At 55.1% G+C, this 12,480-nt stretch carries 13 protein-coding genes; 11 read left to right on the top strand and 2 right to left on the bottom strand.

The genetic code is table 11. From position 1 onward, the window contains the following. Positions 1–5: 5 nt before the first annotated feature. Together ACMWKK_RS12455 and ptsG are read left to right on the top strand one after the other, a co-directional pair. Positions 6–800 (top strand): metal-dependent hydrolase, encoded by a 795-nt coding sequence (locus ACMWKK_RS12455; RefSeq protein WP_045326972.1) that lies wholly within the window; start codon positions 6–8, stop codon positions 798–800. 297 nt (positions 801–1,097) lie between these two features. Further along, a complete protein-coding gene (gene ptsG, locus ACMWKK_RS12460) occupies positions 1,098–2,531 on the top strand; it encodes a PTS glucose transporter subunit IIBC (protein ID WP_008500788.1) in 1,434 nt (477 codons plus the stop codon). Positions 2,532–2,650: 119 nt separating this feature from the next. Here the strand turns inward: ptsG and fhuE are convergent, their stop codons facing one another. After that, on the bottom strand, positions 2,651–4,840 hold the full coding sequence (gene fhuE, locus ACMWKK_RS12465) for a ferric-rhodotorulic acid/ferric-coprogen receptor FhuE (RefSeq protein ID WP_112781865.1): 2,190 nt from the start codon (positions 4,838–4,840) through the stop codon (positions 2,651–2,653). Positions 4,841–5,189: 349 nt separating this feature from the next. On the opposite strand from fhuE, the gene hinT reads away from it, so the two are divergent. From hinT to ACMWKK_RS12505, 8 genes are all read left to right on the top strand, one after another. Beyond that, positions 5,190–5,549, top strand: coding sequence for a purine nucleoside phosphoramidase (gene hinT, locus ACMWKK_RS12470; RefSeq protein WP_006809243.1), 360 nt, complete (start codon positions 5,190–5,192; stop codon positions 5,547–5,549). A gap of 1 nt (position 5,550) precedes the next feature. Continuing rightward, entirely contained in the window at positions 5,551–5,925 is a 375-nt protein-coding gene (locus ACMWKK_RS12475) for a YcfL family protein (RefSeq protein WP_045326974.1), read from the top strand. 10 nt (positions 5,926–5,935) lie between these two features. Further along, positions 5,936–6,583 (top strand): penicillin-binding protein activator LpoB, encoded by a 648-nt coding sequence (lpoB, locus tag ACMWKK_RS12480; RefSeq protein ID WP_045326975.1) that lies wholly within the window; start codon positions 5,936–5,938, stop codon positions 6,581–6,583. Further along, entirely contained in the window at positions 6,564–7,388 is an 825-nt protein-coding gene (gene thiK / locus ACMWKK_RS12485) for a thiamine kinase (RefSeq protein WP_161656396.1), read from the top strand. The genes lpoB and thiK overlap by 20 nt, the downstream gene beginning before the upstream one ends. 11 nt (positions 7,389–7,399) lie before the next feature. Next, a complete protein-coding gene (gene nagZ, locus ACMWKK_RS12490) occupies positions 7,400–8,425 on the top strand; it encodes a beta-N-acetylhexosaminidase (protein WP_047716251.1) in 1,026 nt (341 codons plus the stop codon). Between the two features lie 34 nt (positions 8,426–8,459). Next, positions 8,460–9,002, top strand: a complete 543-nt coding sequence (ycfP, locus tag ACMWKK_RS12495; protein ID WP_112781863.1) for an alpha/beta hydrolase YcfP — start codon at positions 8,460–8,462, stop codon at positions 9,000–9,002. Between the two features lie 238 nt (positions 9,003–9,240). Continuing rightward, complete coding sequence (locus tag ACMWKK_RS12500) at positions 9,241–10,545, top strand: NAD(P)/FAD-dependent oxidoreductase (RefSeq protein WP_032639686.1); 1,305 nt, start codon at positions 9,241–9,243, stop codon at positions 10,543–10,545. A gap of 193 nt (positions 10,546–10,738) precedes the next feature. Continuing rightward, complete coding sequence (locus ACMWKK_RS12505) at positions 10,739–11,278, top strand: glycine zipper 2TM domain-containing protein (protein WP_112781862.1); 540 nt, start codon at positions 10,739–10,741, stop codon at positions 11,276–11,278. A gap of 59 nt (positions 11,279–11,337) precedes the next feature. On the opposite strand, the gene ACMWKK_RS12510 is transcribed toward ACMWKK_RS12505, so the two are convergent. Beyond that, complete coding sequence (locus ACMWKK_RS12510; RefSeq protein WP_045326978.1) at positions 11,338–11,973, bottom strand: TetR/AcrR family transcriptional regulator; 636 nt, start codon at positions 11,971–11,973, stop codon at positions 11,338–11,340. A gap of 244 nt (positions 11,974–12,217) precedes the next feature. Between ACMWKK_RS12510 and bhsA the strand changes: the two genes are divergently transcribed. After that, positions 12,218–12,475, top strand: a complete 258-nt coding sequence (bhsA, locus tag ACMWKK_RS12515; RefSeq protein WP_023616599.1) for a multiple stress resistance protein BhsA — start codon at positions 12,218–12,220, stop codon at positions 12,473–12,475. Positions 12,476–12,480 lie beyond the last annotated feature (5 nt).

Raw genomic sequence — 12,480 nt, forward strand, 5'->3', positions numbered from 1 at the left:
ACATTATGTTTTTAGTCGACTCACACTGCCATCTTGATGGCCTGGATTATCAATCCCTGCATAAAAACGTGGATGACGTGCTGGAAAAAGCCGCTGCCCGCGATGTGAAATTCTGCCTTGCGGTGGCGACGACGCTGCCGGGGTATCGCACCATGCGCGAGCTGGTGGGCGTTCGCGATAACGTGGTGTTCTCCTGCGGCGTGCACCCGTTGAATCAGGACGAGGCGTACGACGTTGAGGATCTGCGCCGACTGGCGGCAGAAGAGGGCGTAGTGGCAATGGGCGAGACCGGGCTGGACTATTTTTATACGCCGGAAACCAAACCGCGCCAGCAGGAGTCCTTCCGCAACCATATTCGTATTGGCCGCGAGCTGAACAAGCCGGTTATCGTCCACACCCGCGATGCGCGAGCGGATACCCTGGCGATCCTCCGGGAAGAAAACGTGACGGATTGCGGTGGCGTACTACACTGTTTCACAGAAGACAGAGAAACGGCGGGTAAGCTGCTTGATTTGGGGTTTTATATCTCGTTTTCCGGGATCGTGACGTTCCGTAACGCCGAGCAGCTGCGTGATGCTGCCCGTTATGTCCCACTCGATCGCATCCTGGTGGAGACCGATTCTCCGTATCTGGCGCCGGTTCCGCATCGCGGTAAAGAGAACCAGCCCGCGATGACGAGAGACGTGGCGGAGTACATGGCCGTACTGAAGGGCGTCAGCATCGAAGAGCTGGCCCGCGTCACGACGGAAAACTTCTCCACGCTGTTCCATATTGACCCCGCCCGCCTGCAATCTGTCTGATACACCTGTTTTTTTTAGGCTCGTAATTAATAAACAAAGCGAGTAAAGTTCACCGCCTCATTTGGGGCGGTGAGGGTGTTTTTAGACACATCCAGACATGCTTTTTGTAAATAACTGCAAGTTTTTCGACCGCCTTAAGCTGAAACGTGATAGCCGTCAAACAAACTCAGAGGGAATTATTTTACTCTGTGTAATAAATAAAGGGCGCTTAGATGTCCTGTCCACGGCACGGTACTCCCCCCGGGCCAATGCGTGAAAGCGTAAAAAAAGCACAAATACTCAGGAGCACTCTCAATTATGTTTAAGAATGCATTTGCTAACCTGCAAAAGGTCGGTAAATCGCTGATGCTGCCAGTATCCGTACTGCCTATCGCAGGTATCCTGCTGGGTGTCGGTTCTGCTAACTTCAGCTGGCTGCCAGCCGTAGTGTCCCACGTGATGGCCGAAGCAGGCGGTTCTGTCTTTGCTAACATGCCACTGATCTTCGCGATCGGTGTGGCTCTGGGCTTCACCAATAACGACGGCGTATCTGCGCTGGCTGCAGTGGTAGCTTACGGCATCATGGTGAAAACCATGGCTGTGGTTGCGCCGCTGGTTCTGCATTTACCGGCAGAAGAGATTGCCGCGAAACACCTGGCTGACACCGGTGTTCTGGGCGGTATCATCTCCGGTGCGATTGCAGCGTATATGTTCAACCGCTTCTATCGCATCAAGCTGCCTGAGTATCTGGGCTTCTTCGCGGGCAAGCGTTTCGTTCCGATCATTTCTGGTCTGGCAGCGATTTTCACTGGCGTGATCCTGTCCTTCATCTGGCCACCAATCGGTTCCGCGATCCAGACCTTCTCTCAGTGGGCTGCTTACCAGAACCCGGTTGTGGCGTTTGGTATCTACGGCTTCATCGAGCGTTGCCTGGTGCCATTCGGTCTGCACCACATCTGGAACGTTCCATTCCAGATGCAGATTGGTGAATTCACCAACGCGGCAGGTCAGGTATTCCACGGCGATATCCCACGTTACATGGCGGGCGACCCAACTGCAGGTAAACTGTCTGGTGGCTTCCTGTTCAAAATGTACGGTCTGCCGGCTGCTGCGATTGCCATCTGGCACTCTGCTAAACCAGAGAACCGTGCAAAAGTGGGCGGTATCATGATCTCCGCAGCGCTGACCTCGTTCCTGACCGGTATCACCGAGCCGATCGAGTTCTCCTTCATGTTCGTTGCGCCGATCCTGTACGTTATCCACGCGATTCTGGCGGGTCTGGCGTTCCCAATCTGTATCCTGCTGGGTATGCGTGACGGTACGTCCTTCTCTCACGGCCTGATCGACTTCATCGTTCTGTCTGGTAACAGCAGCAAACTGTGGCTGTTCCCAATCGTCGGTGCGTGCTATGCCGTTGTTTACTACACCATCTTCCGCGTGCTGATCAAAGCACTGGACCTGAAAACCCCAGGCCGTGAAGATGCAACTGAAGACAGCAAAGCAGGTGCGACCAGCGAAATGGCGCCAGCACTGGTTGCCGCGTTCGGTGGTAAAGAGAACATCACTAACCTGGACGCGTGTATCACTCGTCTGCGTGTGAGCGTTGCCGACGTAGCGAAAGTGGACCAGCCGGGTCTGAAAAAACTGGGCGCAGCGGGCGTGGTTGTTGCAGGTTCTGGTGTTCAGGCAATCTTCGGTACCAAATCCGATAACCTGAAAACCGAAATGGATGAGTACATCCGCAACAACTAAGTTGTGACCGGGGAGACTAAGGCAGCCGAATGGCTGCCTTTTTTATTAGTGCGGTTTGTGATGCCGGGTGGCGGCTGCGCCTTACCCGGCCTACGTGAAGGGCAGGCCCGGCTTAACGCTCAGAAGTCGTAGCTCGCGCTCACCGAGACGTTCAGCGGCGCGCCGTAAACCACATAAGAGCCGACGTAATCGTAGTACTCCTTGTCGAACAGGTTGTTGACGTTCGCCTGAACGGCGAAATCTTTGGTGACCTGATAGCGGCTAAACAGGTTAACCAGCCCGTAGCTCCCTTGCTCTGCACGGCTGCGGCCCGCCGGCGCGCCATCCACATCCGTCCACACTTTGTTCTGCCAGTTTACGCCTCCGCCTACGGTCAGCGCGGGCAGCATAGGCAGCTGATAACGGGTGAACAGCTTCATGGTTGTGCGTGGCTGATCGGAACTTACCGCGTTGCCGTTCTTATCTTCAGCAATGTAGCGCGTCGCGCCGAAGGTCAGCTGCCAGTTATCGGTTAACGCGCCGTTCAGCTCGAACTCGATCCCTTTACTGACCACGCCGTCCAGCGATTCATAAATGGATTCGCCGCTCGGCATGTAGGTATAGGTATTGCTCGCCACGTTATCCTGTTCAATGCGGAATATTGCCAGCGAGGTGGTCAGGCGGGTGTTGAACCAGTCTGCTTTCACACCGGCTTCGTAGCTTTTGCCCGTGGTGGGGTCGAGATAGCGTCCGCTGGCGTCCCGCTTGTCCTGCGGCTGGAAGATAGAGGTATAGCTGACGTAGGTCGACCAGTCTTCATTGATGTCGTAGACCAGGCCCGCGTAGGGGGTTACGTCATCTTTGGTGCTTTGCAGACGGGTGTCCGGAGAGCCTGCCGGATTATAGCGAATGTTATAATTGGTATAGCGCGCGCCGAGGATCAGATGCAGCGGATCGGCCAGCGAGAAGCGGGCTGAGGTATACGCTGAGGACTGGCGGATATCGTCCTGACTGTAGAGCTTCCACGGCGTCCACTGCGGGTCGGAAATGTTTCCGTTCCAGTTCTTAAAGTTGCCCACATCAACCATGCCGTAAACCGCGTCAGGCATTGAATTGTCATAATGGTTACGCTGGCGGCTGAAGCTGCCGCCGAACATCATTTCGTGCTGGCGGCCAAAGAGGTCGAAATCGCCGCGCAGGAACGCGTCCACGGCATCCTGTTTACGTTCGCCACGGTTCCAGCCGCCATAGCCCACCATGCCCGCGCCGGTCTCTTTATCCGGATAGCCGGACATATACATCAGCTTGCTGTCGAAGTTGGTTTCAGCATGCATGCCGTTAATGTGCGCCTCCCAGCCGTTGTCGAAGCGCTGGGTCAGGTTAGCAAAGATGCGCGTGCTGTCCTTATCCGAATAAGCCCACTTTGGTGCAACGGTTTGGCTACGATTGTAATCGGTTTTGCTTCCGTCGCTGTACCACGTCGGCAGCCCGCCCCAGGTGGGACTGTCGGTGTTGCTTTCCTGATACTCATATCCCACAGAGAGGGTCGTACTGTCGGTGACGTCCGCATCCATCACGCCGTAGAGGAATTTCTTTCGGTAGTGATAGTTATCCACGAAGCTGTCGTTATCCTGATAACCGGTAATCAGGCGGCCCCGCACCTTACCGGACTCCACCAGCGGAGCCTGGAGATCCAGCACGTAGCGCTGCTTGTCCCAGCTGCCGTAGCTGGCCGAGACATTCCCTTTGAATTCACTGCTATCCGCATGCTTTCGCACCATGTTGACGTACGCAGCCGGGTTGCCCGTACCGGACATCAGGCCGGTTGCGCCGCGCACCACTTCGATTCGGTCGTAGATGGCGGTATCGGCGGCGGTATCACCAAAGTTCCACACCTCGCTGATGGAGGTGGGCAGGTCGTCATAGGCGTAGTTACTGACGAAGAATCCGCGCGAGTAAAATACGGTACGGTCGCTGTCCTGGACCTGCGCCGTCACGCCCGTGGTGTTGGTTAACACCTGGCCGATAGATTGCAGGTTCTGATCGGCCATGCGCTGCTGGCTAATCACGCTGACGGACTGCGGGATATCGCGGGGAACCAGCAACAGTTTGGTGCCGGTAGTCGTGGTTTTTACGCTGTAATCCTGCTCCTGGCTTGCGGAAGGATCCTGTGTATTGTCAAAACCGCCGTCAACGACAACGGTGTCTTCAGTCGCTGATGCAGCGAAAGAGGCGGCTGGCGTCAATGCCATAGCGATGCAGGCTGCCAGCAACGAAGGCGTTGCGGCAGGCTGATGTTGCCCATCCCTGGAGTGAGTAATGAAAGACATGATCAAACCCTTATAACGGTGAAGGGGGGATGCGTCAGTCCCGCAGTAACGGGCTGGCGTCGTTTTCTATGTTAAAAATGCGCATGAAAATGCAAATGCGAAATATACGCATTGCTATTAATGCTGTAAACAGATGTGTCGACCCGATCTGAAATAATGTTTCAGCCCGTTTAGCTCCGCGAGCGGTCACTCTTCAGTCAGCTGATGGCCATTCAGGAAAGAAATCGAGGGAGGAGGTTGAAAGGACAGGAGAAACTCGCTCATACTCTTGAATTGTGTCACACGCTCATTCAGAGAGTGTGTTTACAGCGGACGCATTGCGCCAGATTAAACAAAAAAGGAAAAGGTCATGGCTGAAGAAACGATTTTCAGTAAAATTATCCGTCGCGAAATTCCGTCGGATATCGTCTATCAGGATGAACTGGTGACGGCTTTCCGGGACATTTCCCCTCAGGCGCCGACGCACATCCTTATCATTCCCAATATTCTGATTCCGACTGTAAACGACGTAAAAACCGAGCACGAAGTGGCGTTAGGTCGTATGCTGACGGTGGCCGCGAAAATTGCTGAACAGGAAGGGATTGCAGAAGACGGTTATCGTCTGATCATGAACTGCAACCGTCACGGTGGTCAGGAAGTTTACCATATTCACATGCATCTGCTGGGTGGACGTCCTCTGGGACCGATGCTGGCACATAAAGGTCTTTGACATGCTTAAAGGGCGTATTGCAGCGCTGGTAATGGCGATGATGATGGTGGGATGCAGCTCGCGTCCGGCGATCCCCGTGAATGATGAACAGACGCTGGTCATGGAATCTTCCGTGCTTGCGGCAGGCATCACGGCGCAACAGCCCGCGTTGACCATCAGTGAAATCAACTCATCTGCCTCCTCTACGCTCTTTAATGAAAGACACGAACCCGTGACGGTCCACTACCGTTTTTTCTGGTATGACGTAAGAGGTCTCGAAATGCATCCGCTGGAGGCGCCGCGCAGCGTCACCATTCCGGCCAGATCGTCGGTAACGCTCTATGGCAGCGCCAACTATCTGGGTGCACATAAGGTGAGACTTTATCTTTATCTCTGAGGGGTGAATCTTGATTAAAAATTTGAGCCGCTATGCGCTCGTCACAGCTTTCGCTCTGTTCCTGGCAGGGTGTGTGACCCGAACTGAACAGCCTGCGCCTGTGGAAGAGGCGAAGCCGGGTACGGAACAGCCGACGCAGCCAACGCAGCCGCAGCCAACCGTGCCGTCCGTACCGTCAATACCGGCACAGCCAGGCCCGATTGAGCATCCGGACCAGACGTCACAGCCTACGCCGCGCGTTCGCCATTACGACTGGAACGGGGCGATGCAGCCTATGGTCGGCAAAATGCTGCAGGCACAGGGCGTGACGGCGGGCAGCGTATTGCTGGTCGACAGCGTGAACAACCGCACCAACGGTTCGCTGAACGCGGGCGAAGCGACGGAAACCCTGCGCAATGCGCTGGCTAACAACGGCAAGTTTACGCTGGTCTCGGCTCAGCAGCTCGCGGTAGCCAAACAGCAGCTGGGCCTGTCGCCGCAGGATAGCCTGGGCACGCGCAGCAAGGCGATCGGCATTGCCCGTAACGTTGGCGCGCAGTATGTGCTTTACTCTAACGCCACCGGTAACGTGAACACACCAGCCCTGCAGATGCAGCTGATGCTGGTTCAGACAGGCGAAATTATCTGGTCAGGTAAAGGTGCGGTTACGCAACAATGACAGCACGCGTGAAGAGATTCTGACGCGCTTTTTTCCTCAGTACCGCCTTATCGCGCCGCAGGCCCACTCCGGGCTTGGCGGCGCGAGTTGCATTATCGCCCATGGCGAACGACGTCTGGTGTTGCGGCACCATCACGACCCCGACGCGCCAGCCTCCCACTTCCGTCGTCAGTTTCGCGCCCTGAAGCGTCTTCCGTCAGATCTCGTGCCTGCCCCACGTTTTTTCAGCCAGGGCTGGATGGCCGTCGACTATCTGGACGGTGACGTTAAAAGCGCGCTGCCGGACACGCCCGAGCTTGCGGCAATGCTGTATCATCTGCACCGGCAGCGGCGTCTGGGATGGCGGATCACGCTATACCCGCTGCTTGAACGTTACTGGCAGCAGGCTTCGCCTGACAGACGCACGCCCGCGTGGCTGGCGCTTCTCAGGCGGTTGCGTAAAACCGGCGAGCCGCAGCCGATTCGGCTCTCGCCGCTGCATATGGACGTTCATGCCGGAAATATTATTCATACGCCAGCAGGCGTCAGGCTTGTCGACTGGGAATATGCCGGGGATGGCGATGTGGCGCTGGAGCTGGCGGCAGTGTGGGCAGAGAGCGATGCCGCGCGGCAGAGGCTCATCGGTGACTACGCCCGGGTAGCGCATATTGATCCCGACCTGCTGAGGCGTCAGGTCAAACGCTGGCGACTCTGGGTCGTCATGTTAATGGCGGGCTGGTTTGAAATGCGCTATCGGCAGTCCAGAGACAAACAATTTATTGCGCTGGCAGACGATGCCTGGCGTCAGTTACAAACGAAAGGATAAGAGAGGTGGATGTGGGTCCAGTCATGTTGGATGTAGAAGGGTTTGAGCTGGATGCGGAGGAGCGTGAAATTCTGGCGCATCCGCTGGTGGGTGGCCTGATCCTGTTTACCCGCAACTATCACGATCCGGCGCAGCTGCGCGAGCTGGTGCGTCAGATCCGCGCCGCGTCGCGCAATCATCTGGTGGTCGCCGTCGATCAGGAAGGCGGACGCGTGCAGCGTTTTCGCGACGGTTTTACCCGCCTGCCCGCCGCCCAGTCTTTTGCTGCGCTGCTCGGCACGGAAGAGGGCGGCAAGCTGGCACAGGAGGCCGGCTGGCTGATGGCCAGCGAAATGATTGCCATGGATATCGACATCAGCTTCGCCCCGGTGCTGGATGTAGGGCATATCAGCGCTGCCATCGGCGAGCGTTCATACCATGACGATCCGCGTATTGCGCTGGCCATGGCGACCCGGTTCATTGACGGCATGCACGATGCCGGGATGAAAACCACCGGGAAACACTTCCCGGGGCACGGAGCGGTGACGGCGGATTCCCATAAAGAGACCCCGCGCGATCCGCGCCCGGAAGCGGAAATTCGCGCCAAAGATATGTCGGTGTTCAGATCGCTTATCACCGATAACAAGCTGGATGCCATTATGCCCGCGCACGTGATTTACAGCGACGTTGACCCGCGCCCAGCCAGCGGCTCTCCGCACTGGCTGAAAACCGTTCTGCGCCAGGAGCTGGGCTTCAATGGGGTGATCTTCTCTGACGATTTATCGATGGAAGGCGCCGCGATTATGGGCAGCTACGCTGAACGCGGTCAGGCGTCGCTGGATGCGGGTTGCGATATGATCCTGGTCTGCAATAATCGTAAAGGTGCCGTTAGCGTGCTGGATAACCTGTCGCCGATCAATGCAGAGCGTGTTACACAATTGTATCATAAAGGTTCATTTAGCCGTCAGGAGCTGATGGATTCGGCGCGCTGGAAGACGGTCAACGCCCGGCTTGAAGACCTGAATGAGCGCTGGCAGGCACATAAAGCCAGCCTGTAAACCCTCCCGGAAGGCGTAGCGTGGTGAGAAGACGATGATCATCTATTTACACGGTTTTGACTCAAACAGTCCTGGTAATCATGAGAAGGTGCTGCAGCTGCAGTTTATCGATCCGGATGTACGGTTAATCAGCTACAGCACGCGCCATCCGAAGCATGATATGCAGCATCTGCTTAAAGAGGTGGACAAGATGCTGCAGCTCAACGTCGACGATCGCCCCCTGATTTGCGGCGTGGGGCTGGGCGGCTACTGGGCGGAGCGGATTGGCTTCCTGTGCGACATCCGCCAGGTGGTATTCAATCCCAACCTTTTCCCGAACGAAAACATGGAAGGCAAGATCGACCGCCCGGAAGAGTATGCCGACATTGCGACCAAGTGCGTCAGCAATTTTCGTGAGAAAAACCGTGACCGCTGTCTGGTCATCCTGTCGCGTAATGATGAGGCGCTCAACAGCCACCGGTCAGCAGAACTGCTGCATCATTACTATGAAATCGTCTGGGACGAAGAGCAGACTCACAAGTTCAAAAACATCTCCCCGCACCTGCAGCGTATCAAAGCGTTTAAAACGCTGGGTTAACCCCGTGTGAGCAGGCATCTAAGCCCGGCCGCGAAAGCGTGCCGGGCTTTCTTTTTACCCAGAATTGTCTACTTTTAAGCCATCAAAACTTGATGCATATCAATTTTGGTATGACCAATGCGCCTGACGTGGTATTCTCAATGCACCTGAATGGTTTCAGTGCTGTAACCTGTTGTTAATTAAGGGTTATTTTTATAACTTTTAATTAACAATTGGTTAATAATTTGAGGGGGTCACGTTGACTACGCCATTGAAAAAGATAGTGATTGTAGGCGGTGGTGCTGGCGGGCTGGAGCTGGCTACGCAGCTGGGTAAGAAGCTGGGTCGCGGTAAAAAAGCCAAAATCACGCTGGTGGATCGTAACCACAGCCACCTGTGGAAACCGCTGCTGCACGAAGTGGCGACCGGCTCTCTGGATGAGGGCGTGGACGCGCTCAGCTATCTGGCGCACGCGCGCAACCATCATTTCCAGTTCCAGCTGGGCTCGGTAGTGGACATCAACCGTGAAAGCAAAACCATCACTCTGGCAGAACTGCGTGATGAAAAAGGGGAGCTGTTAGTTCCCGAGCGCAAGCTGGCGTATGACACGCTGGTCATGGCGCTGGGCAGTACCTCCAACGATTTCAACACGCCGGGCGTGAAAGAGCACTGTATCTTCCTCGATAACCCGCACCAGGCGCGTCGTTTCCATCAGGAAATGCTGAACCTGTTCCTGAAGTACACCAGCAATATGGGTGCAAACGGTAAGGTGAATATCGCTATTGTCGGCGGCGGCGCGACGGGCGTTGAGCTCTCTGCGGAGCTGCACAATGCGGTGAAGCAGCTGCACAGCTACGGTTACAAAGGGTTAACAAATGACGCGCTGAACGTCACGCTGGTTGAAGCCGGTGAGCGCATTCTGCCTGCGCTGCCTCCGCGTATTTCCGGTGCGGCGCACAATGAACTCACCAAGCTGGGCGTGCGGGTACTGACCCAGACCATGGTGACCAGCGCCGACGAAGGCGGCCTGCACACCAAAGACGGCGAGTACATCAAAGCGGATCTGATGGTCTGGGCGGCGGGCATCAAAGCCCCTGACTTTATGAAAGATATCGGCGGCCTGGAAACCAACCGCATTAATCAACTGGTGACGGAGCCTACGCTGCAAACCACGCGCGATCCTGAAATCTTTGCCATCGGCGACTGCGCCTCCTGTGCCCGTCCTGAGGGAGGATTCGTGCCGCCGCGCGCGCAGGCCGCTCACCAGATGGCAAGCCTGGTGCTGCACAATATTCTGGCGCAGTACAAAGGCAAGCCAATGAAAGCCTATGTCTACAAAGACCACGGTTCACTGGTGTCACTGTCAAACTTCTCAACCGTCGGCAGCCTGATGGGCAACCTGATGCGCGGCTCAATGATGGTAGAAGGGCGCATTGCCCGCTTCGTGTATATCTCCCTGTACCGAATGCATCAGATTGCGCTGCACGGCTACTTTAAAACCGGGCTGATGATGCTGGTGGGCAGAATCAACCGCGTGATCCGTCCGCGTCTCAAGCTGCACTAATCTTTCACTCCCTCCGGGCTCTCCGGGGGGAGTTTTTAGCATTTCATGCTGTAGATCACAGATTGAGTGCTTAAGAGTTCTCCTAAATAGAATATATCTCCTTTCAACGCCCATTTTTTGATCCTTTATCTGATTGGCGCAGCGTTGCTTCCATAGCAAAATTGTTACCAATAGCAACAAAGGAGGAAGTCCCGTGAATAAATCAATGTTGGCGGGTATAGGGATTGGCGTCGCGGCTGCGTTAGGTGTGGCTGCCGTTGCCAGTCTCAACGTATTAGATCGCGGCCCGCAGTATGCTCAGGTGGTTTCTGCAACGCCGATTAAAGAAACCGTCAAAACCCCTCGTCAGGAGTGCCGCAACGTCTCCGTGACGCATCGTCGTCCGGTGCAGGATGAAAACCGCATCGCCGGTTCTGTTCTGGGTGCGGTAGCGGGTGGCGTGATTGGTCACCAGTTTGGCGGTGGCCGGGGTAAAGATGTCGCAACCGTGGTCGGCGCGCTGGGTGGCGGCTATGCCGGTAACCAGGTGCAGGGCGCGATGCAGGACAACGATACCTACACCACCACTCAGCAACGCTGTAAAACCGTCTATGACAAGTCGGAAAAAATGCTGGGCTATGACGTGACGTACAAAATTGGCGCTCAGCAGGGCAAAATCCGCATGGATAAAGACCCGGGCACGCAAATTCCACTGGATGGGAACGGCCAGCTGGTTCTGAATAACAAAGTGTAAAAAAGATGTTCTCTGAATTTAGCTCCTCGTGCGCTCAGGCTGAGGAGCTTTTTTTTGCTTCAGATTTTCAGTAGCTCAGGCCACAGCCGAAGCGTGGTTTCACTGATATTCTGCAGTTTTTCCAGCGTAGCCCCTTCGCGGGCGCTGATGGACATTCCCTGTAAAATGCAGCTCAGGTATTGCGCCAGAAGCTGAGGATTACACTGCGCGGGAATTTCACCGCGCTGCTGGCGCTGAGCCAGAAATGCGCAAAGCGTCTCCTCCTGCATCGCATGCCGCGATTTCACCGTTTTGGCAATCTCTTTTGACGATGCCGCCAGGGTGGCAGAGGTGTTAATCATAAAGCAGCCCGCAGGCGTATCTTTACTGGTGAAGCAGGTGGCGACAGCGGTGAAATAGTCCCGTAGCGCCTGTTCCACGCTTTTCTCTTCACAAAAAAGCTGGGCTTCGTGCTTCGCCGCAAAGCGGGAAATGTACCTGTCCAGCACCGCCCTGAACAGCCCCTCTTTATTGGTGAATTCCGCATACAACGTTGGCGCTTTGGCTCCGGTCGCTTCGACCAGATCGGAAAGCGAGGTCGCTTCATACCCGTATTGCCAGAAGAGCGTCATGGCCTTATCAAGCGCGGCATCCCTGTCAAACACTTTTGGTCGGCCACGGCTTTTCTTCGCACAACTCGTGACGTCGGTTGTCATTTGCCGTTGGTCCTCTGTTGGTTTGGTGAATGACCATTATAAAAATAAACGCAACCCACCACCAGTGCAGAATGCTTAAAAATAAATTAATCATATCTTCATGAAAAATAACGACTTTGAAATTAAATTAATGCTCGTTATAAAATTGTGTTGACGTGTGATGTGGATCACACTTATGATTTACCTATCGATCGTTAACTAAATGATTAACGACCTCCATATTCATCTGCTATAGGTAAACATCATGAAAAACGTAAAAACTCTTATCGCTGCCGCTGTTCTGAGCTCACTCTCTTTCGCAAGCTTTGCTGCTGTACAGGTTCAATCCACCCCTGCCGATCAGCATAAAGTCGGTACAATTTCCGCGTCTGCCGGGACCAACCTGGGTTCCCTGGAAGATCAGCTGGCGCAAAAAGCGCAGGAAATGGGTGCAAAATCTTACCGCATCACCTCTGTGACCGGTCCTAACACCCTGCACGGCACCGCCGTCATCTACAAATAAGCCGG

Origin of the sequence: Enterobacter sp. 01-M-03-SI-ECC (assembly GCF_047530215.1) — a bacterium.
In the GTDB taxonomy this organism is placed as follows: Bacteria; Pseudomonadota; Gammaproteobacteria; order Enterobacterales; family Enterobacteriaceae; genus Enterobacter; species Enterobacter chengduensis.